Below are 21,997 nucleotides of genomic sequence, written 5' to 3'. Positions count from 1 at the left end.
TTCCGGACGTCACTGAACGGCCGCGAGGAACGCCTCGCATGTCACACGAACTTGCTCGCAGGCACCGTCTCGGTTTTTTCCTCTTCTACTTCGAGCGCGCGGTCGGGGCGCATCGTGAACGAGAGGATGATGCCCGCTGCCATCAGGATCATCGAGACCGTGAACGGTAGGTTCCAGTTGCCGGTGCGGTCGATGAGCCAACCGCCAACGACCGGGCTGATGATCGCAGCCAGTGCCGAGCCGGAATTCATAATGCCAGCGGCTGTCCCTGAGTGCTTCGGCGCGATGTCCATCGGCACCGACCACATCGGGCCGATCGTCATCTCGTTGAAGAAGAAGCCAGCCGACAGGCACAGCGCGACGAGCGTGATCGAAAGATTCGTTACGAGCATGATCGGCGCGAGGGACAACAGCGTCAGCAGCATGCATACGCCGACCATCACATTGCGCGCCAGTCGCACGTTGCCGCTTTTGCGCAGGACACGGTCCGTCAGCGAACCCCCGAGCCAGTCGCCGAGCACGCCCGCGAAGAACACGCCGGATGCAAACAGTGCCGACTTTCCAAGCTGCATGTGATAGCTGTGCAGGAAGTACTGCGGGATCCAGCCGAGGAAGAGCCACAGAACCCAGCCGTAGCAAAAGTACACGGCGGTCACAGGCGCCATCCGGCCGAGCAAGGTGCGCCACGGCACGGCCTTGCGCTCCTTGACGCCAGAATACGTGGCGAGGGTCTGGCATTCGGTTTCCGTGATGCGTGGATGATCGCGCGGGTTGTCGCGAAAGTAGAACATCCACACCAGCGCCCACGCGAAGCTGATGACCCCGGTGATGATGAACGCACCTCGCCAGCTCGTCGCGATCATCAGCCAGACGATCAGCGGCGGCGCGACTGCATTTCCAATGCGGGATGCTGCATGCGTAATACCTTGTGCAAAACCTCGCTGGTCGGCCGGCATCCAGTTGGACATCGCGCGCGTCGCCGTCGGGAAGGTCGCACCTTCCCCCAGGCCGAGCAGCACGCGGGCGACGATCAGCGAGAAGAAGCCCCCGGCCAAGCCTGTCAGCACCGTCGCACCGGCCCAGATGATGGCGCACACCGCTAGCGTGCGGCGCGGCCCGAAGCGGTCGCCCACCCATCCACCGATGATCTGGAAGACGAGATACGGATACGCGAATGCAGAAAACACGAAGCCGATCTGAGTGTGCGACAGACCGAGCTCCGCGCCGAACTGGCTTGCGGCGGTGCTGACGTTGACGCGGTCGATATAGGTAATGAAATACATCGCGCATAGCAGCAGCAGAACGCGCGTGGTGGCTCGACGGAACATCATCGTCTCCTTGAGTGATCGCGTGCGTGAGCCGAGCGCAAGGGCGCCTGGCCACGACATACGGAACAGCGTCTTGGTGCGTCGAATTAAAGATCGATGGGTGGCGATCATCGGTAACGGATGACCGCCTATGTGTCTATTGCGTGCGTCGGCGTAAGCGTCGACTGCGTGGTTTGCTGGTGGTTTTCATGGCGTCGTCTCCTGTCGCGGATCGTGGAAGTGTCCGCTGTTGTGGTGTCGATGAATGAATCTATTGGCTCGTGTACGTCCTGCTTCAATCGGTCGGCTTCATGCCAGCGCACGCTCTAGCACGCGCGCTACATGCCACGCTTCAGTCTGCGCGCCGTCCGCGATCTGATGCCTGCAGCTCGTGCCGTCCGCGACGATGATGGCATCGCGCGCGTCTCTTGCTTTGCGCACCGCCGGCATCAGCGACAACTCCGCCATGGCTTGCGAGGCCTCGTAGTGCTCCGCTTCGTAGCCGAAGTTTCCGGCCATGCCACAGCACGACGACTCGATGGTGGCGACGTGCAGCTCGGGGATCCATCCGAGCACTGCTTCGACAGGTCGCACGGCGTCGAACGCCTTTTGATGACAATGGCCATGAAGCAACGCCCGCGGCTTGTCCAGCGGCTTCAGCGCGAGATCGAATCGTCCCGCGGCACGCTCGCGCACCAGAAACTCTTCAAACAGAAATGATGCTTCGGACACCTTATTAGCGATTTCTCCATATCCGTAGCCGAGGAATTCGTCGCGTAAAGACAGCAGACAGGAAGGCTCCAGACCGACTATCGCTACACCGCGCTCCACGTAGGGCATCAGCGCATCGAGCGTTCGGCGTGCTTCGGCCTTGGCTTCAGCAACAAGCCCAGCCGCGAGAAAGGTCCGGCCGCAGCAGAGCGGTCGCTCGCTCTTCTTCGTGTTCACATGTACCGTGTAGCCGGCCGCTTGCAGAACGCGCTGCGCGGCGCGGGCGTTTTCCGGCTCGATGTAGTTGTTGAACGTATCGACAAAGAGCAGCACTTCCTTCGTCGCAGACAGGACCGGCTTGCTTGCCGCTTCACTGAGAAAAGGCTTCCTGATGCGAGGAAACGCACGTTGCGGCGCGAGTCCGAGCTTCGTCTTCAGCCAACGCGCCGCCCAAGGCATGTTCGTTTCGATGGTGCTGCCAAGCGACGGCATGCGGCTTGCAAATGGCGCATAGCGCGGCAGGAACGCAATCAATCGTTCACGCATGCGCAGACCATGGCGCGCTGTCCATGCCGCACGCGCTTCGATTTTCATGCGCGCCATATCGACGCCCGTCGGACAGTCGCGCTTGCATCCCTTGCAGGATACGCAGAGGTCGAGGACGTCCTTGACGTCCTGACTCGCGAGTCCTTCTCCCTCGTCGCCGAGTTGGCCTGAGAGAGCCAGGCGCAGCGTATTCGCGCGGCCTCGTGTCACGTGCTGCTCGTCCTTCGTGATGCGGTAACTCGGGCACATGGTTCCCGCATCGAATTTGCGGCAGTGACCATTGTTATTGCACATCTCGACCGCCTTCGCGAGTCCTTCCGCGAGATCGGTGCCCGAGCCAGCGACGCCTTCCATACCCGTCATCGGATCACGCGTCACATTCCACGCGGACCAGTCGAGTTGCGGGGCAATGGCCCGTTCGCGATACGACGGCGGAAAGCGAAAATTCGCGGCATCGTCCATCTTTGGCGGAGCAACGATGCGGTCCGGGCTCATGCGGTTGTCCGGATCAAAGAGCCGCTTGATGTCGCGGAATGCTTCGTTGATGCGCGGTCCGTATTGCCATGCGACCCACTCGCCACGGCAGAGACCATCGCCGTGTTCGCCTGAATAAGCGCCCTTGTACTCGCACACCATAGCCGCAGCTTCTTCCGCGATGGCGCGCATTTTGACCGCACCGTCGCGTCGCATGTCGAGGATAGGTCGCACATGCAACGTACCGACGCTTGCATGCGCATACCATGTACCCTCGGTGCCGTGCTTTCTGAACACTTCAGTCAGACGGCTCGTGTATTGCGCGAGATGCTCGAGCGGCACCGCGCAATCCTCGATGAACGACACCGGCTTGCCATCGCCCTTCATGCTCATCATGATGTTGAGCCCGGCCTTGCGCACTTCCCATAGCGCCTTTTGCGGGCCCGCTTCAGGCATTTGGACGACCGAACCGGGCAAGCCCAGATCGCCCATCAACTCGACAAGTTGCGCGAGCTTCATTAACTGCGTATCGCGGTCCGCGCCCGCGAATTCGACCAGCAACACCGCTTCGGGATCGCCCACCAAAGCCTTCTCGATGACCGGACGAAACGACGGATTGGACATCGCGAGGTCGATCATCGTGCGATCGACAAGTTCGACGGCGACCGGCCCGAGCTTGACGATGTGCTGCGTCATGTCCATCGCGTCATAGAAGCTCGGAAAGTTCACGACGCCGAGCGTCTTATGCGCTGGCAGCGGCGACAGCTTGAGCGTCAACTGACGGCTGAACGCAAGGGTGCCTTCCGAGCCGACCAGCAGGTTCGCGAGATTGGGCTCGCCGTCACTGAAGGACAGCGGGCTCTGACAATCGAACAGATCAAGGTTATAGCCGGCCACGCGCCTCAATACCTTCGGAATGCGCTCGCGCAGTTCATCGCGTTCGCGCATTGCAATGCCGCGCACGCCATCGACGAGATCGCGCATGCGTGCATCGAGTTGCATCGTGGACAGCTTGCCAAAATGCGCATCGTGACCGTCGGCGAGGATCGTATCGATCGCCTCGACGTTGTGCACCATGATGCCGTATTCCATCGAACGCGAGCCGCACGAGTTGTTGCCGGCCATGCCGCCTATCGTGCATTGCGCGCTCGTCGAAACGTCCACAGGAAACCACAGGCCATGTGGCTTAAGCCACGCATTCAGATGATCGAGCACGACGCCCGGCTCGACGGTGACCGTGCAAGCGTTTTTGTCGAAATGAACAATATTGTTCAGCCATTTCGTCGTGTCGATAACAAGTGCCTCGCCCACCGTCTGTCCGCATTGGCTCGTTCCCGCACCGCGCGCCAGGACACTCGCGCCTTGCGCACGCGCTACGTCCAAGGCCAGGCGAAGGTCGTCCTGGTCTTTCGGCACCACGACGCCAAGCGGCATGATCTGGTAGATCGATGCATCCGTCGCATAGCGCCCGCGGGATGCGCGGTCGAATAGCACATCGCCCTTCAACTCACGCTGCAAACGTTCCTGCAGAGGCGTGGGCGCCGAGGCGAGCCGAGCCCGCGCCGAAGCCGGCATCAGATGTATCGGCTTGACTAGACGGTCGGTAGTTGAGTTGAGCATTGTCGCGGTCAGTGAGGGCGTGGTCTTTTGAATGCTTAATGCTTAATGCCTGATGCGGAATCCCGGCACGCTTCATTCAAAATGCAGAACAACCGGCGGAAGGCCGTCGATCGCGCCGATCGCCGTGCCAGGTTTGTCCGGAAACGCCATGCCGGTATAAGAACCCGCCGTGATCACCGTGCCCTTCTCCACTGAGAGTCCACGGGATACCGCGTGATTGATCGTCCACGTCAGCAGCCGGCGTGGGTCGCCTGCGGGATTCGCGGGCGCTGCGTCGAATAGGGACGCGCCGTCGTACGTGAACGTCATCGTCGGCGATACAAACGCGAACGCATCGTCGTACGGCACGCCTTCACCGACAACCAGTGCGCCATGGTTTTGCAAATCGGCGAGCTGCCAGAGTTTGTCGACATCGGGCCACGCGGCGAAGCGGCTCGCAACAACCTCGATTGTCGAATGTATGCAACCGATAGCCGCTAAGACTTCCGCGTCGTCGTACGGACCGCTGCCAGCGTCGAACGGGCGATTGAACGTGAACGCCACTTCGAGTTCCAGGGCGACCTTGCCGAAAGCCTGCATCGAGAGATGCGCGCCCGAACGATGCACGCCATACGCCGGCAGGAGCGCGCCCTGAATCGGACCGTCCGCCGATTTTGCTCCGACCTTCCAGCCGCCGATCGCGTGTGCATCGCCCGCATCGGCGGCATCGGCGCGAAGCACGTGCAACGTTGCTTCTTGCACAGCGTAGGCTTCATCTGCATTGGAAGGGCGCACGCCTTCTGGCAACGTGTCGAGCTTCGCGCGGTGCGCCTTCGCCTGAAGGAATAGCCGGGCGACGGAGGCAGCGTCGAATACGGCGTTCACGCGGCCACCTTCAACTCGGGCTTTGCGACGTGGCTCGTCAGATAGTCCATCGCAGCGGCGACGCCGCTGTCCTTCAGCGCGATTCCCGCGAGCTTCAGGCCCATCTCGCATCCCGTGAGCGCGGCCATTAGCGTGAGATCGTTGCAATCGCCCAGGTGCCCGATGCGGAACATGCGCCCCTTCAGCTTGCCGAGGCCCGTGCCCAGCGACATGTCGAAGTGTTCGTAGATGAGCTTGCGAACGGCATCGGCATCGACGCCTTCCGGCATCATCACGCCCGTCAGCACCGGCGAATACACGGCGGGATCGGCGCACTGAATCTCGAGTCCCCACGCCGTAACCGCTGAACGGCACGCGGCAGCAAGTCGCTGATGGCGCGCGAATACATTGTCGAGCCCTTCCCCGAGAATCATGTCGAGTGCTTCGAGCAGGCCGTATAGCAAATTCGTATTCGGCGTGTAGGGCCAGTAGCCCTGCTTGTTCATCTCGATGATCTCTTTCCAGTCCCAGAACGCACGCGGGAGCTTGGCCTCCTTCGACGCCTCGATCGCCTTCGGCGACACCGCGTTGAAGCTGATGCCGGGCGGCAGCATCAGGCCCTTCTGCGAGCCCGAAACCGTGACATCCACGCCCCATTCGTCGTGACGGTAATCGGCGGATGCGAGACCCGAGATGGTGTCCACGAGCAGCAGCGCGGGATGACCGGCGGCGTCGATCGCGCGGCGCACCGCGGCGATGTCGGATGTCACGCCGGTCGATGTCTCGTTATGCACGACGCATACCGCCTTGATCGCATGCTGCGTGTCTTCGCGCAGACGCTTTTCGATCATGTCCGGCTGCACGCCGCGACGCCAGCCTTCGATACCGGGCAAGCCCAGGAACTCCGGCTTGAGGCCGAGGTTCTCGGCCATCTTTTTCCAGAGGCTCGCGAAGTGGCCGGTCTCGTACATGAGGACAGCGTCGCCCGGACTGAGCGTATTGCACAGCGCCGCTTCCCACGCACCCGTTCCCGACGCTGGATAGATCACCACCGGCTGCGTCGTCTTGAAGATCCGCTTGATGCCGTCGAGCACCTTCAGCCCGAGCGCGCCGAACTCCGGACCCCGATGGTCGATTGTCGGGTAGCTCATTGCACGCAGGATGCGATCGGGAACGGGGCTGGGCCCCGGAATCTGCAAAAAGTGACGGCCAGCGGGATGGAAGTCGAGCTTCAGCATGGGTGCGCATCCTTAGAAATTGAATTTTGCATGCAAAATACTCTAACGCAGTGAGTTGCGCCGGCAAAGGATTTATCAGGCCGAATGGCCTAGGGATAACCCGCTGGCGGTTTTTTCCGCTGTCGGTGGGCTAGAATTGCCGAAAACGGATTTCGAGGTATTGAATGCAAAATATGGACATACCGGAGGCGCGTTTGTCGTCCTCCCTGCTGCCGAAGCTGGAACGGCTTCGCCTGCATGACACCGTGGTCGACAATCTGCGCAGCTTCATCGTCGAGGGTTTGCTGGCGCCGGGGGTCAAGCTGAACGAGCGCAAGCTCTGTGAGACGCTGGGAATCTCGCGCACGCCCTTGCGTGAAGCATTGAAGGTATTGGCTGCGGAAGGGCTGATCGAGATAGCGCCAAACAGAGGCGCATCAGTGGCGCAGATCAGCGACCTCGAAATCCGCGAGATGTTCGAACTGATGAGCGGGCTGGAAGCGTTCTCCGGTGAGCTCGCGTGCGAGCGCATCACCGCTGCCGAGATCGCGGACATCAAGGCATTGCATGAAGAGATGGTCGGATGCCGCGCGCAGAATGATCTGTCCGGGTACTACGCACGCAACCGTGCGATTCACGACAAGATCAACGAGGCCGCGCGCAATTCCGCTTTGCGGCAAACCTACGTGTCGATCAACCGTCGTTTGCAGGCGCTGCGGTTTCGTTCCAACTTTCAGACGCCCAAGTGGGACAGCGCCATTCGCGAACACGAGGAAATGATCGCGGCACTGGAAACGCGAGATGGTCCGCGCATGGCCGCCATCCTGCGTCGGCATCTGTTGGGCAAGCGGGATGCGGTGCTGGCGGAGCGTACCCTAGCGACGGTCAAGCCCGCAGTGCCGGCAAAGCGCGGCGCCAAAGACGCATAATGAATGCAGGTTGCGGGCTTCACTGCAAGCGGAAGTGTTGCCCGTACACGCAGAGGAAAGTCGGCGGGCTACGCGTGTACGCGGTCGGTCGAGGTTCTCCGCTGGCCGCTTTCGCCGTGGTATGCGCCCATAGAACAGGCGATCTCGCGACGGCGTTCTCATCGGTGTGATGACCGCAGGGTCGTGTTTTTTTCGATGTCGTCGGGAACGCCTTGTCGACCTCGACAGCCGGCGAAGGATGAACGCAGTCATGCCGCAACAGCATTGCATTCTTCATTCGGCACTCAGCATGCATTCCACCAAACGCGTCGCTGCGACCGTGATCGAACTGCCCTTCACACGCCCCTTCGACTGGTCGCGGCTGTGCGCCTTCATAAGCGGACGGGCGTCGGCGGGCGTCGAGACGGTCGAGGGCGGCATATACCGTCGCGCGATCGAATGGCGCGGCGAGGACGGCACAGTCGAGGTCAGGCCACACGAGTGCAAGCATCGTCTGATCGTGACGGTGGAAGGCGACGTCGGTCGCCACGCTGATGAACTCGCGGAGCCGCTATCACGCATGTTCGACACCGGCGCCGATCCGCGAGCCATCGGTCGATGCCTGGTGCGTGATCCGCTACTTGGGCCGCTCGTCGAGGCTGCGCCGGGCTTACGCGTGCCGGGCGCGTGGTCCGGCTTCGAACTCGTCGTGCGAACGATCGTCGGGCAACAGGTGAGCGTGAAAGGCGCATCGACGATCATGGCGCGCATCGTCCAGCGTGCCGGGCGGCGCATCGACGGGCATCTACACGAAGCTACGTCATGGCGATTCCCGACGCCAGCGGAGCTGGCCGCCGCCGATCTTCAACAGATCGGCATGCCGGGGAAGCGCGTCGAGACCGTGCAGCGGTTTGCGCACGACGTAGCGTCAGGCGCGCTACCGATCGACACGCCGGGCATCGATCGCGAGCGCCTGAAACGCGATCTGCTCGCCATGCCGGGCATCGGACCATGGACCGTCGGCTATGTCGCCATGCGGGCCCTACGCGATCCCGACGCCTGGCCGGACGCCGATCTCGTGCTCATGCAGGCTATCGCACGGCATGATCCGTCGCTGACCACGCCTGTTCAACAGCGAGCGTATGCGGATCGCTGGCGGCCGTGGCGGGCTTACGCCGCGATGCATCTCTGGAACGGTGTCGCCATGCAAGCCGGACGCGCCAAGGGCGGATGATTCTGCATGCGGCATGCCCGTTGATTGCATGCGGCATGCCGCATGCCGGTCGCTTGCATGCCAGATGCGCTCACGCTTCTTCCAGAGGCGCGTCGCTCACCTCGCGAAGTCACAATAGCGTGCGCATCGAGGCGTATAGTCTACTTTCGGTTCGAGCGGAGCACACCATGAACGACGACAGATGGCAGTATCAAGTGCGTATTCGACTCAGTCCGCAGTACGCCGAGATGGCGCGCAAAGAACCGCAGAACGCTGGGCTGTCATCGCTCGATGCACTGCTAAGGAAGCACGACGCCACAATCAAATGTCAGTTCGATGCCTTCGCCGACTACGTAGCCGAAGCCGAACGCGAAGGCACGCAGCACTATCCGCTATATCGCTGGACGCGCGAGACTATCGAGAATCCAGCCAAGGAAGCGAAGTACCTTCAGGCCTTCACAATCTATGTACATGGCGCCGAGGTCTACGACAAAGCTCTAGCCGATGCGCTAGAAGCCGATCTCGTTCAGCTCAAAGCGCGTGTTAGTGATGCGATCATCGACATCAGCAAATTCGACACGAACCCGGCCCACAATCCACAGCCGCCCACCTACGACACGCCTTGACAGCGCGTACGGATGACGCGCGATGATTTCTTGTTAATCAACCAAGCCAGAACGAGGACGCGCAGGGCATGCCGCCTTGCAAGATCGCGAACGAATCACGAAGCCGTCGCATACGCGGCCATCGACAGATAACTCGATGCCTTCGCCGACAATTCCTCACTGAAGACCACGGCGGCCCTCATCGCCGCTATCACTTGCAGCAGAGAAGACACGCATACCTCTGGCTCTCGGGCAAACCTGAGCCTTCGACTAAGAACCCTCGATACAAAGCCTCTTTCAGGCATCGCCGCGCCCATGCTCGAAGTGATGCGACTTTCGGTGCGCAAAGCGCGTGTGGCGACGATCCATGCGGTTGTCGCGGTACTCACAGTCGTCGTGCTCTTGCACTGAGAAAGCGAGCGGCAATCGAGCACCGCCATCGAACCATTGTTCGCGTCGCCTCCACCTGGCGTCGCGGTGATCGGAACGCATCGACGAAGCCAACCACTGTCGAGCATCGTTATGCGATTCGTCGGACAGATAGGAAATGTCGAATCAGCCTTTCACGACATCCCATGAAATAAGTCTGCACGGGACTTAGCAGCGGGCTTCTCCTATAGTCAGTCCGTCGCCACACGCAACGTCAAGTGGCTCGCTCATCGAGGAGAATCAACGTGAACGACAGATCGAATCTCGCCAGCTCATTCTCATCGAAGGCAGCCTTGCGCCGACTGCTGGTTGCCGTCGCGACCACGGCGCTCGCACTGTCGAGCGGCTCGGCTTTCGCGGGCTGGGCGCGCGGCGGCACCGCATACACCGGCCGCGGTGCATACAGCGGCGCGCATGTGGGCTCTTGCGGCGGCGGAAGCTGCTCGCATGCGGGCGGCGTGATGAACCCGTGGGGCGGCGTCGCGACGAACTCCGGCACGGTCACCCGCACGGCCCCCGGCCAGTTTTCGAATTCGGGCACGGCTTACGGCCCCTACGGACGTTCGGTGCAGCATGCAGGCGACACATCGTGCGCGGGCGGCTCCTGCTCGCACACGGGCGACATGACTGGCCCCAGCGGCAAGACCGCAACGACGGCGAATACTGTCACGCGCAACGCACCCGGCCAGTACTCGTCCTCGGGCTCGGTGACCGGACCAAACGGCAATACATCCACGCATAATGCATCCACGAGTTGCGCCGGCTATACGTGCAACCGCTCGGGAACCATCGACACCGCGAACGGCAGCACGGTCACTCATGCAGGCAGCGCGACCAGCGTCGCACCGGGCGTCGTCGTCACGTCAGGCAGCGCAACGGCCACCACGGGCACCCACAGCACGACGGTCGTGGCGGGCGCCACCGTCACTGCGGGAACCACAGTCGTGGCCGTGCCGCCGCCCTCCTCGACGATCGTGGTCGCACCGCCCCCGCCTCCGACCACCGTCGTGGTGGCACCGCCCCCGCCGCCGGCGCCAGTGGTGTACGTCGCCCCCGTTCCTCGCCCCGCCGTTTGGGTTCCGGGTCACTGGGTAGGCGCCGTCTGGATTCCAGCGCACTGGGCCTGAATGCAAAATGCAGTTGCGTTCGAGGCCCCCTGCCGCTTCGCCCTCGCCTGGCGGTACACTGCGAAGTCAACGCAGCTTCCGAGCGGGCTCGACATGCGCAATGTCTTCTCCGGTATGCAAGATGCAAAGGCGTTCCGCCTATGACGCGGTCTCGCATGACACGCTCGCCGCTTGCGCACGATCATGCAAGGCGACTGTTGCACGACCTCACCTGGTCCATCGGGCCGCTCGTGCTTGCTTCCGCGCTGGCGATCGTGCTCGTCGTATGGCTCGTGGATCCCGCGCCGCCGCGTTCCATCACCATCACGGCGGGCCCGCCCGATAGTTCGCTTTATCAGATTGCCGAGGACTATGCGAAGCTTCTTGCGCGCAACGGCGTCACGCTCAAGGTGCTGCCATCCGACGGCTCCGTGCAGAATCTGCAACGCCTACTCGATCCAAGGGACCATGTCGATCTCGGGCTCGTGCAGGGCGGCATCGCCACTCCTCAACAAGCGTCGTCGCTGATGTCTCTCGGCAGCGTGGCTTATGTGCCGATGGTCGTGTTCTATCGCGGCAAGGGCCTGACGCTGCTCTCGCAACTGGAAGGCAAGCGCATTGCAATCGGGCGCGAAGGCAGCGGCACACGCACACTGTCGCTCAAGCTGCTCGAAGCTAATGGCATCACGCCCGGCGGCAGTACACAGCTGCTTCCGACCGATGGCCTGCCGGCCGCAACGCAACTCGTCAGCAATCAAGCCGATGCAGTCTTCCTGAGCGGCGATTCCGCGACGCGTACGTTGATGCTGCGCCTTCTGAAGGTACCCGGCATCTCGGTGATGGACTTCAACGAAGCGGACGCCTATACGCGCCTTTTCCCGTATCTCGACGACATCGAGTTACCGCCCGGCGTCCTCGATCTTGGCAGACGTATTCCGCCGCAGCCGGTGCATCTGATCAGCCCGACAGTTGAACTCGTCGCACGCACGAGCCTGCATCCGGCGCTGTCCGACTTGTTGATCGAAGCAGCGCAGGAAGTGCATGGCAAGGCGGGCCTGTTGCAGCGCGCGGGCCAATTCCCGAGCCCTGTCGCGCACGAGTTCCCGATCAGCGAAGATGCAAGCCGCTATTACCGCTCGGGCAAGAGCTTCCTTTATCGCGCTCTGCCGTTCTGGCTGGCAAACGTTGCGGACCGCGCGCTCGTCTTGCTGCTGCCTATTGCGGTGCTGATTTTTCCGGCGCTTCGGGTTGTGCCGGCGCTGTATCGATGGCGCGTGCGCTCGCGCATCTATCGCTATTACGGCGCGCTGATCGCGGTGGAGCGCGGCGCGATGCATCTTTCGGGCGACGACGAACGGCGCGCGCTGCTCGCCGAACTCGACGACATCGAAGCATCACTCGATACGCTCAAGTTGCCGCTCGCTCATACGGATGCGCTGTATGTGCTTCGCGAGCATATCGGCTTTGTGCGCTCGCGTTTGAGTGCCGCCGGAAGAAGAGACAGGCAAGCCGTTTAGCAGGCGCGGACCTGCCAACATCTCGTCGCACGCACTGAACCTTCGCTTAGTACCTCGTATTATTTAGCCAACAAGATGACTCAGGCCGCATCAGGTCGCAGCCATGCCGCGCATGAACTGCAACCTGATGATCAACCCGCGCTCAACGCATCACTTGAAGCCCGCGACTGCATGCGGAACGTACGGTGCTTCGAGCTGTGCAAGCTCCTCGGGCGTCAGCTTCAACGACAAAGCTTCGACCGCATCGCTCACATGGTTGGGCTTCGAAGCGCCAATGATAGGCGCAGTCACCGGCGTTTTCTGCGCCACCCAGGCAAGTGCAACCTGAGCGCGTGGAACGTTGCGCGCCTTCGCGACGGCCGCCACGGCCTCGACCACAGCCCGGTCCGCGTCATGCGTCTGATAGAGCGTGCTGCCAAACGTATCCGTTTGCTGACGCTCGGATGTCGCATCCCATTCGCGCGTGAGACGTCCACGTGCAAGCGGACTCCAAGGAAGTACACCGATGCCCTGATCCGCACACAGCGGCAACATCTCGCGCTCTTCCTCGCGATACAGAAGATTCAAGTGGTTCTGCATCGTCTTGAATTCGGTCCAGCCGTTTTCGCGCGACGTATAGAGCGCCTTGCTGAATTGCCACGCAAACATCGAAGAAGCGCCGATATAGCGCGCCTTGCCGGCTTTCACCACGTCATGCAATGCTTCGAGCGTCTCCTCGATCGGCGTCGTATGGTCCCAGCGATGGATCTGATAAAGATCCACGTAGTCGGTCCCGAGGCGTCGCAGGCTGTTGTCGATCTCATTGAAGATGGCTTTGCGCGACAGCCCCGCGCCGTTAGCGCCAGGGCGCATGCGGTTGAAGACCTTCGTGGCAATCACGATGTCGTCGCGCCGGGTGAACTCGCGCAGCGCGCGCCCGACGATTTCCTCCGACGTTCCATCGGAATAGGTATTGGCCGTGTCGAAGAAATTGATTCCCGCATCCAGCGCCTGCTGGATGATAGGACGGCTTTTCTCTTCGTCCAGCGTCCAGGGATGCGTGCCGCGTTCGGGCACGCCGAAGGTCATGCAGCCAAGGCAGAGGCGGGACACTTCCAGACCGGTTGTGCCGAGTTTCACATAGTCCATCGAGATTCTCCGTGCTGTCGATTGGTTGTCGGAAGGTAGCGTCTTCGCGCGTGAGAGGCTGAAAGGACGACATTAGCGCAGGTTGCGATGCGTTGCTTGGCGCGACCCGTGCGCTTGCAACTTAAAGAACTCTGTCGTCGCTGAGAGAGCATTAGTCGGTCGCATACACGAAAAAGCCCGCGATAGCGGGCTTGAAGAAGCAGACAACCGATCCGGATTCTATGACCTCACCGGCTCGCCTTCTTCCATATCCTGCGGCCCCGATATCGTCTCGAGCGCGGAATCGTGATGCAGCAATAACACGGCCGCGACACCGACCATTCCGGCGCCCGCGAGACACAGCAAACCTGCGCCGAAGCCGCCCGTGCTGTCTTTGATCCAGCCCATCGCATACGGCCCGAAGAAGCCCGCCAGATTGCCGAGCGAATTGATTGCCGCGATGCCGCCCGCGGCCGCAGCGCCCGAAAGGAACGCAGCAGGCAACGTCCAGATGACCGGCAAGCAGCCGAAGATGCCAAAGCCCGCGATCGACAACGCAATCATCTTGAGCACCGGATTATCCAGGCCAGCCGACGCTGCGATACCCGCCGCCGCGACCATCAGCGCGATGGCAACGTGCCAGCGTCGTTCGAGTGTGCGGTCCGAATGACGCCCCCAAAGCACCATGCTGACGACGCCGACCGCATACGGCAGCGAGGTCACGAAGCCGGTTTGCAGGTTGGTCAAACCGAAGGCTTTGACGATCTGCGGCAAGAAGAAGCTCAAGCCATAGTTGGTGGCATTGGCGCCGAAATAGATCAGCGCAATGGCGAGCACGCGACGATTGAACAACGCCTCTTTCACGCTGAACGCATGTACCGCCTCGCGATGCGCGCGCTCATGCGCTTGCCGGTCCACGAGCCACTTACGTTCGTCGTCGGCGAGCCAATGTGCGTCTGCGGGTTTATCGGTCAAATAGAAGAACACGACGAACGCTAGCAGCAGCGCCGGCAACGCTTCGATCAGATAAAGCCACTGCCAGCCCGCCATGCCGTGAAGGCCGTCTAGCTGCAGAAGCGCACCGGAGATCGGGCCGCCGATCACGGTAGACAGCGGGATGGCCGCCATGAAATAACCCACGACACGTCCGCGATATTTTGCAGGAAACCACAGCGTCAGCAGGAAGATGATGCCGGGGAAGAAGCCCGCCTCCGCGATGCCGAGCAAGATGCGCAAGCCATAGAACACGTACGCATTGGACAAGCCGGTCGCTTGCGCGATGTGCGGGATATACGCCATTGCCGCCGCGAGAATGCCCCACGTGAACATGATGCGGGCAATCCACCGTCGTGCGCCGAAGCGTTCGAGCAAGAGATTCGACGGGACTTCGAAAAAGAAATAGGCGATAAAGAAGATGCCCGCGCCGAAGCCGAATGCGCTCGCGGAAAAGCCGAGCGCCTTGTTCATCTGCAATGCAGCAAAGCCGACGTTGACACGATCCAGATAAGCGACGAAGTAACACACGATGAGGAACGGCACGAGCCGAACCATCACGCGCTTCATGGTGCGAGTTTCAAGGTCCATCAATGTCTCCTCCGAATAGGCAAGCGGCCGATCGTTGACTTGAATGCGACTTGCAAGCCTACTCTCTACGGAGCAAGTACAGAACTGGTGTTTAGCCTGTACTGTGCGGACCAATCCCACACTTGGCGACAGTCATTACTTCGTTTTCATGGCATTTATGCGACCGGTAACATACCGCCGTACGCCGGTTCCGGTAATCCTTGCACGCCGGGGCGCAGCGCAAAGACGCAACCGTCGTCTTCGGTCGCATTGGCGGCCGGACGAATCGACGTGACGTAAAGCGTCGAAAGATCGTCGCCGCCGAACGCGCACATCGACGGCTTGGTGGCCGGCAATAGGATCGTTCGGTCGAGCTTGCCTTGCGGCGTGAAGCGCAGCAGGCGGCCGGCATCATTGCCGCAGGTCCAGTAACAGCCGTCCGCGTCGACCGCTGCGCCATCGGGGCGCCCCGCATGCTGGTGCAGATCCGCCAACACTCGGCGGTTATGAGGCGTGCCCGTGTCGACGTCGAAATCGAACGCCCATATGAGCCGCCTCGTCGGATGCGAATCGGACAGATACAGAATCGCGCCGTCCGGCGAGAACGCGAGCCCGTTCTGCGTGACGAGACCATCGACGAGCGGCTCGGACAGAATGCCGCCGGTGTCGTAGCGATACAGCGCGCCCGCGGTGCTCGCGAGCGACATGTCCTGCACCATCGTCCCTGCCCAGAAACGCCCTTGCCGGTCGCAGCGGCCATCGTTGAAGCGCATGCCCGGCGCGTCGAAGCGTGGCGCGGCAAGCCGGGTCACGCGCGTTTCGCCTTCAGCATGCAGCGTCACGGCATGCAGCCCGCTCTCCATGCCGGCGACGATAGTGCCCGCAGCATCGAATGCGAAACACGCGATCTGCTCGGGAAGCGTCCAGTCGGCGCGCCGCCCGCTTTCGACGTCCAGACGCACGAAGCGCCGTTCCGGAATGTCGACAAAATACAGCGCGCGGTCTTTTGCATGCCAGACCGGACACTCGCCGACCGTCGCACGCCCCGCCGCCTCCAGCCGCTCCACCCGAGGCGCATTGCTCATTGGCCGCGCTCCATCGGTTCGCCCAGCACGAACGCGCCGCCCTGGAACCGCTGCGCGGGGTCATCACGCTCGGCGGTCGGCGCCGAGGCCGGGAAGCGGTCGTTGAATTTGGCCGAGCTGTCTTGTGGATTGAATCCAAGGAAGCTCGCCTTCGTGTTGTCCCACCACTTCAGCGGATTGTTCGACGCGCCGTACACGACGGTGTGCCCAACGCGATTCGTGAAGAGCGAGCAACGCACGAGTTCAATGAAATCGCGGTAGCTGAGATAGGTCACCAGCATGCGCGGATTCTTCGGCTCCTCGAATGACGAGCCGATGCGCATACACACCGTCTCGATGCCGAAACGGTCGAAGTAGTAACGCGAAAGCGCCTCGCCGAAGCACTTCGTCACCCCGTAGAGGCTGTCGGGCCGTTGCGGCGCGTCTGCATCGAGAACCTCCGTTACCGGATGAAAACCGATCGCGTGATTCGAGCTCGCGAAAACGACGCGCTTCACGCCGTGACGGCGCGCGGCTTCATAGAGGTTGTAGGTGCCTCGGATGTTCGCCTCGATCAAGTCGTCGAACGGCGCGTCGATCGAGATGCCGCCGAGATGCACGATTGCATCGACGCCTTCGACCAGGCGCATCACCGCATCGCGGTCCGCGAGATCGACGGCGCTCACTTCTTCATGCGCTGCGGCATCGTCGAGCGGAGCGATGTCGGATGCGCGCACGACGTCGGCCCACTCTGCGAGCGCGCCACGCAACTGGCGACCGAGATTGCCGGCAGCGCCGGTCAAAAGCAGGCGTTTGTACGGTTTGCCCGCTGCGTTGGTCTGGTTCATCGAAACTCCTCGTCCTTACCGGATGCAAAAAAGTAAAACGTTTTTTGGTCGTCCCACCTTGGATGGTCGCCCGTGTAGTTTGCCACCTCAACTTGCATGCTGCATCCAAAACGCAATTCTGTTTCCCAAATTTCTGCGACAATCCGAAAATATTGGAAACCGCGAGAAAACGTTACCCCGACATGAAAAAAACTTCTCCGACCATTCGCGATGTCGCCGCCGCTGCCGGCGTGTCGGTCGCGACGGTATCCAAATACATGAACGGCGCCCAACGGTTCTCGGCGCCGGTCGAAGCGCGGCTCAAGGCTGCGATCGACTCGCTCGGTTATCGCTCCAACCCGCTGGCGCGCTCGATGATCACAGGCCGCACGCGCACCATCGGCCTCACGATCCTCGACATCAGCAATCCGCACTTCACCAACGTGGTCAAGGGCGCGAACCGCATTGCGCTGAGACACGACTACACGCTGCTGCTCGTGGATATCGACGAAAATCAGGCGCGCGAGCGTCCGCTCATCGAAGCGTTGTCTCAGCGCGTGGACGGCCTGATCGTCAGTTCGCGCCTGTCCGACGAAGACGCGCGCTGGATGATCGACCTCGACAAGCCCGTCGTGCTTCTGCGCAACGCCGAGGCGCTGCCTATTCCGAGCGTCGGCATCGACAACCGCTTGGCCGCGCACATGCTCGCGCGGCATCTGCTGAACCTCGGACATCGGCATATTGCATACCTTGGCTTCGGCCAGGCCCGCATTAACGATGAACGGATTCGCGGCGTGCGCGAATGTCTTCAAGATGCCGGCCTCGAACTCGACGTTCATGATGCCCACGCTCCGACTTCGCTCGCCGGCGAACATGCCTGCTCGCGCGTGATGCTGGGTCCGCGGCGTCCGCAGGCGGTCATCTGCTACAACGATCTGATTGCGCTCGGCTTCATGAAAGAAGCGGCGACGCTCGGCATTCGCGTGCCTCAGGACGTTTCGGTCACTGGCATCGACAACGTGCCGTACGGCGCATACGCCGCGCCCGGCCTCACCACAGTCGATATCCAGAGCGAGAAGATGGGCGAACTCGCGATGCAGAAGCTGATCGACGCGCTCGCGGGCCATCCGGACCCCGGCAATTCCATGTTCGAGCCGCGATTGATCGTGCGTGAATCGACGGCTGCGGCCACTGCCATGACGACCGAGTGAAACGCGGCGCATCGTGTCGACGTGCATCACGATGCGTCGCACGGCCGCACTCACGCGTCGAGCCGGGCCGGCGCCATCTTCGGCGTGAGCACGTGCATGACGACGAAGGCGACGAGATAAGCCAGTGCGCCGATCGCAAAGAGCGCCCAATACTGACCGGTGCGTTGCAGAACCTGCCCGATCACTTCCGAGAAAAGCACGCCGCCGATCGACCCGGCCATCCCGCCGATACCCACGACCGCGCCTACGGCACGACGCGGGAACATGTCGGAAGCCGTCGTGAAAAGATTAGCCGACCATCCCTGATGCGCCGCAGCCGCGAGACCGACGATCGCCACGGCCAACCAAAGATCGTGGACCTGCGAAACGAATGCAATCGGCAGCACGCAGCATGCACAAATCAACATCGCGGTTTTGCGTGCTGCATTCACGCTCCAGCCCGCGCGCAGCAACGCCGACGAAATCCAGCCGCCGCCGATGCTGCCCACCGTGGTGATCGCGTAGATCACGACGAGCGGAAGGCCGATGTGCTGCATGTCCATGCCGCGCGATTCGTTCAGCCATTTCGGCAGCCAGAACAGATAGAACCACCACACCGGATCGGTCAGGAACTTGCCGATCAGAAACGCCCACGTTTCGCGTTTGCGGATCAGCACCTTGAAACCGGGCGCGCCCGCCTTCGCCCGTCCGGCGTCGGCGGCTTCGGCTTCGTCTTTTTCGTGCGAGAGTTCGTCGTCGTCCGTGCGGCTGTCCGCCTGGCGATACATGACGAACCAGACCGCGAGCCACACGAGTCCGATTGCGCCCACGATCACGAACGCCGAGCGCCAGCCCATGGCCACGGCGAGCGCCGGAATGATGGCCGGCGCGAAAACCGCGCCGATGTTGGCACCTGAATTAAAAATACCAGTGGCGAGCGCGCGCTCGTGACGCGGGAACCATTCGGCCGTCGTCTTGATGGCCGCCGGAAAGTTGCCGCCTTCGCCGATGCCGAGGAGCGCGCGCACCATCGCGAATCCCATCACCGAGCCGACTGCCGCGTGCAGCATGGCGGCAACGCTCCAGACGAACATCGCCAGCGCGTAGGAGACCCGTGTGCCGAGCCAGTCGACGATGCGTCCGAAGCACAGCAGGCCGACGGCATAGAAGGCCGAGAACGCAATGACGATGCGCCCGTACTGAATCTGCGTCCAGCCGATGTCATGTTGCAGCAACGGTGCCAGCAAGCCGAGGATTTGCCGGTCCATGTAGTTGATGACGGTCGCGAAGAACAGCAACGCACACACGATCCACCGATACCGGCTGGCGGTGCGGGCGATGCCGACGACGGCTGTTTGCATGGTTGTCTCCGTTACGCGGCGGCGCTCGTCGTGCCGCGTGTCAGTAGAAGGCGACGGGCGCCGGTGGCATGCGGCGAGCAAATGCGCCGCGCTGCAGTTTCTTGGAAAACGTTTTTCCGAAGAGTATCGTCGTTGGACGATCGCGCCTACCCCGGGACTACCCTGACGCAGGCGCGTCCGCTGCGCATGATGTCATCCTGCAAACGCACCTAGGCGTGCGCGCCGTTAATCGTTTTCTAGTGCATCCGGCATGTTGCATTCCGGGATGCCGAATGCGGCATGCAAAAGACCAAACACCTGTGACTGGCTCCCGCCCGCCAAGCGGTAAAAACGTCTCAATCATTAAAGAAAGAGCCCATTCTTGCCGATAAAAACCGGACACCTTTCATTAACTTAACGTGTCCATGCCTTTCAAACGTTTCACCCGCGCAAATGCGGGAACCCAGTTCGCCATTCTTGCGTGCACGCTCGCGGCTATCGTCGTCGCGAGCTTCACGCTCGCCGTCACCCGCTCCGCAGGCGAGCAAGTCGACGCCCACGCACTCGCCCGCGTCGAGAGCGACAACCGCTCGATCGTCACCATGATCCGTCTCTACGACACCGCGGTGAACGCCGAAGTCGCGCGCTTCATGACGATGTTTTCGCATCGCCTGCCGAACGCTTTCGCGCTCGACGAAGCGCATACCGTCGATGTCGCCGGCGCAGCGACGCCGAGCCTGAATGCGGGCGACAAGCCCCTGAATGGCGACTTCTCCATTCCCGATGCGTTCCTCGAAGAAAGCGGCGCCATATCGACGATCTTCGCCCGCACCGGCGACGACTTCGTGCGCGTGACGACGTCACTCAAGACGCAAGACGGTTCGCGCGCCATCGGCACGCTGCTCGACCGCAAAGGCCCCGCTTACGGTCCGATCCTCGCCGGGAAGAGCTATATCGGCATGGCTGCGCTCTTCGGCAAGCAGTACATCACCGAATATAAACCCGTGACCGATGCGACAGGCCGCGTGATCGGCGCGCTCTTCGTAGGCGTGGACGTGACAGCCGAGATGTCCGCGCTACAGGACGACATCCGCAAGCTGACCATCGGCGAGAGCGGCTATTACTTCGTCGTCGATGCCTCGAACGGGCCGAATCGCGGCAAGCTGCTCGTGCATCCCGGCAACGAGGGACAAGCGGCGGATGAGCGCGTTGCGCCCTTCAAGCACATGCTCGACGCGCATGAAGGCAAGCTCGCGTTCGATGGCGCCGACATTCCCGGCGCCGATGCACACGTCCATGGCGGCGCGAAGGAAATCGTCTTCACGACCGTGCCGCAATGGAACTGGATGATCGGCGGCATCGCCTATCGCGACGAACTGCTTGCCGGCATTCACGCAAGCCGCAACCGTTTCCTGATGCTTGGGTTGGTCGTGATCGCCGCGCTCGTCGGTGCGTTGCTCTATGCCGTCGCGAAACTCGTTGGTCATCCTATCGATGAAGTGACGCGTGCTGCCGAGCGTATTGCCGCAGGCGATCTGACCGTGCGTATCGACACTGCGCGCGAGGACGATATCGGTCGCCTGATGCGCGCGATCGACGGCGTCTCGCAAGGGCTCGCCGGCATCGTCGGGCAAGTGCGAAGCGCATCCGCCGACATGACGGATGGCACCGCGCGCATCGCCTCGGGGAGCAGCGATATCGCATCGCGCATCGCCACGCAGGCATCGAGCGTCGAAGAAACAGCGGCCAGCATGGAGCAGATCACGTCCACCGTGCAGCAGAACGCGGCCAATACCCAGCAGGCCGGAACGCTGGTGTCGTCCGCATCCGACGCAGCACGTGCGGGCGGCGAGGCCGTGGCGCGCGTCGTCGAAACGATGAGCGAGATCGACGCATCCGCGCGGCGCATCGCCGACATCACGGCGACCATCGAGGGCATTGCGTTCCAGACGAATATCCTCGCGCTCAACGCAGCCGTCGAGGCGGCGCGCGCGGGCGAGCATGGCAAGGGCTTCGCGGTGGTCGCATCCGAAGTCCGCGCGCTTGCGCAACGCAGCGCGGGCGCGGTCAAGGAGATCGAAGCGTTAATCACGGAGTCCGCGACCAAGGTGTCGCATGGTTTCAAGATCGCAGAGGAAGCAAGCAGCACGATGAGCGGCATCGTCGAGCACGTCGCACGCGTGAATGCGATCGTCGGCGAAGTCGGCGTGGCCTCGCGCGAGCAGGCTTGCGGCATCGAGCAAGTCAACACGGCGGTCATGCAGATCGGCGAAGCGACGCAGCAGAATGCGGCGCTCGTCGGCGAAGCAGAGCATTCCACCACGGAACTGCGCGAACAGGCGGAGCGGCTCGCTCGGGCAGTCAGTGCGTTTCGCGTGTGACCAGTGCGTGATCCAGGACGCTTCGGCGC

Annotated in this window: 16 protein-coding genes; 7 read left to right on the top strand and 9 right to left on the bottom strand. The window is 62.0% G+C overall.

Annotated elements, in window-relative coordinates; translation table 11 throughout:
- Positions 1–41: 41 nt before the first annotated feature.
- From GV035_RS01580 to GV035_RS01565, 4 genes are all read right to left on the bottom strand, one after another.
- The gene (locus GV035_RS01580; protein ID WP_159832789.1) at positions 42–1,331 is read right to left on the bottom strand and encodes an MFS transporter; all 1,290 of its coding nucleotides are present in this window, start codon (positions 1,329–1,331) and stop codon (positions 42–44) included.
- 285 nt (positions 1,332–1,616) lie between these two features.
- Positions 1,617–4,658, bottom strand: a complete 3,042-nt coding sequence (locus tag GV035_RS01575; RefSeq protein ID WP_159832788.1) for an FAD-binding and (Fe-S)-binding domain-containing protein — start codon at positions 4,656–4,658, stop codon at positions 1,617–1,619.
- 72 nt (positions 4,659–4,730) lie between these two features.
- A complete protein-coding gene (locus tag GV035_RS01570) occupies positions 4,731–5,522 on the bottom strand; it encodes a 2-keto-4-pentenoate hydratase (RefSeq protein ID WP_159832787.1) in 792 nt (263 codons plus the stop codon).
- Complete coding sequence (locus GV035_RS01565) at positions 5,519–6,739, bottom strand: pyridoxal-phosphate-dependent aminotransferase family protein (protein WP_159832786.1); 1,221 nt, start codon at positions 6,737–6,739, stop codon at positions 5,519–5,521. Before GV035_RS01565 ends, GV035_RS01570 begins: the two co-directional genes overlap by 4 nt.
- Before the next feature lie 164 nt (positions 6,740–6,903).
- Between GV035_RS01565 and GV035_RS01560 the strand changes: the two genes are divergently transcribed.
- The 5 genes from GV035_RS01560 (at position 6,904) to GV035_RS01540 (ending at position 12,496) form a co-directional block, all read left to right on the top strand.
- Positions 6,904–7,647 carry a GntR family transcriptional regulator gene (locus tag GV035_RS01560; protein ID WP_159832785.1) on the top strand — a complete coding sequence of 248 codons (744 nt, stop codon included), beginning with the start codon at positions 6,904–6,906 and terminating at the stop codon, positions 7,645–7,647.
- Between the two features lie 289 nt (positions 7,648–7,936).
- Positions 7,937–8,860 carry a DNA-3-methyladenine glycosylase family protein gene (locus GV035_RS01555; RefSeq protein WP_159832784.1) on the top strand — a complete coding sequence of 308 codons (924 nt, stop codon included), beginning with the start codon at positions 7,937–7,939 and terminating at the stop codon, positions 8,858–8,860.
- Between the two features lie 167 nt (positions 8,861–9,027).
- Positions 9,028–9,465, top strand: a complete 438-nt coding sequence (locus tag GV035_RS01550) for a hypothetical protein (RefSeq protein ID WP_159832783.1) — start codon at positions 9,028–9,030, stop codon at positions 9,463–9,465.
- A 653-nt stretch (positions 9,466–10,118) separates the two neighbouring features.
- Entirely contained in the window at positions 10,119–11,000 is an 882-nt protein-coding gene (locus GV035_RS01545) for a hypothetical protein (RefSeq protein WP_159832782.1), read from the top strand.
- 155 nt (positions 11,001–11,155) lie between these two features.
- On the top strand, positions 11,156–12,496 hold the full coding sequence (locus GV035_RS01540; RefSeq protein ID WP_236572380.1) for a TAXI family TRAP transporter solute-binding subunit: 1,341 nt from the start codon (positions 11,156–11,158) through the stop codon (positions 12,494–12,496).
- A gap of 150 nt (positions 12,497–12,646) precedes the next feature.
- Here the strand turns inward: GV035_RS01540 and GV035_RS01535 are convergent, their stop codons facing one another.
- The 4 genes from GV035_RS01535 to GV035_RS01520 all read right to left on the bottom strand — a co-directional run bounded on the left by GV035_RS01535 (position 12,647) and on the right by GV035_RS01520 (position 17,078).
- Positions 12,647–13,624 (bottom strand): aldo/keto reductase, encoded by a 978-nt coding sequence (locus tag GV035_RS01535; RefSeq protein WP_159832780.1) that lies wholly within the window; start codon positions 13,622–13,624, stop codon positions 12,647–12,649.
- A gap of 219 nt (positions 13,625–13,843) precedes the next feature.
- On the bottom strand, positions 13,844–15,187 hold the full coding sequence (locus tag GV035_RS01530; protein WP_159832779.1) for an MFS transporter: 1,344 nt from the start codon (positions 15,185–15,187) through the stop codon (positions 13,844–13,846).
- Between the two features lie 155 nt (positions 15,188–15,342).
- Positions 15,343–16,251 carry an SMP-30/gluconolactonase/LRE family protein gene (locus GV035_RS01525; protein WP_159832778.1) on the bottom strand — a complete coding sequence of 303 codons (909 nt, stop codon included), beginning with the start codon at positions 16,249–16,251 and terminating at the stop codon, positions 15,343–15,345.
- Complete coding sequence (locus tag GV035_RS01520) at positions 16,248–17,078, bottom strand: NAD-dependent epimerase/dehydratase family protein (protein ID WP_159832777.1); 831 nt, start codon at positions 17,076–17,078, stop codon at positions 16,248–16,250. Before GV035_RS01520 ends, GV035_RS01525 begins: the two co-directional genes overlap by 4 nt.
- Positions 17,079–17,260: 182 nt before the next feature.
- On the opposite strand from GV035_RS01520, the gene GV035_RS01515 reads away from it, so the two are divergent.
- Positions 17,261–18,268: a LacI family DNA-binding transcriptional regulator gene (locus GV035_RS01515; protein WP_159832776.1), complete on the top strand. Its 1,008-nt coding sequence runs from the start codon at positions 17,261–17,263 to the stop codon at positions 18,266–18,268.
- Between the two features lie 50 nt (positions 18,269–18,318).
- Here GV035_RS01515 and GV035_RS01510 read toward each other — a convergent pair whose 3' ends face one another.
- Positions 18,319–19,608, bottom strand: a complete 1,290-nt coding sequence (locus tag GV035_RS01510) for an MFS transporter (protein WP_159832775.1) — start codon at positions 19,606–19,608, stop codon at positions 18,319–18,321.
- A gap of 404 nt (positions 19,609–20,012) precedes the next feature.
- Between GV035_RS01510 and GV035_RS01505 the strand changes: the two genes are divergently transcribed.
- Positions 20,013–21,968 carry a methyl-accepting chemotaxis protein gene (locus GV035_RS01505; RefSeq protein ID WP_159832774.1) on the top strand — a complete coding sequence of 652 codons (1,956 nt, stop codon included), beginning with the start codon at positions 20,013–20,015 and terminating at the stop codon, positions 21,966–21,968.
- Positions 21,969–21,997 lie beyond the last annotated feature (29 nt).

It is taken from the genome of Burkholderia sp. 8Y (genome assembly GCF_902506145.1).
Classification (GTDB): Bacteria; Pseudomonadota; Gammaproteobacteria; order Burkholderiales; family Burkholderiaceae; genus Caballeronia.
The sequence above is the reverse complement of the archived record's forward strand: the minus strand, read 5'-3'. Positions and strand labels throughout refer to the sequence as shown.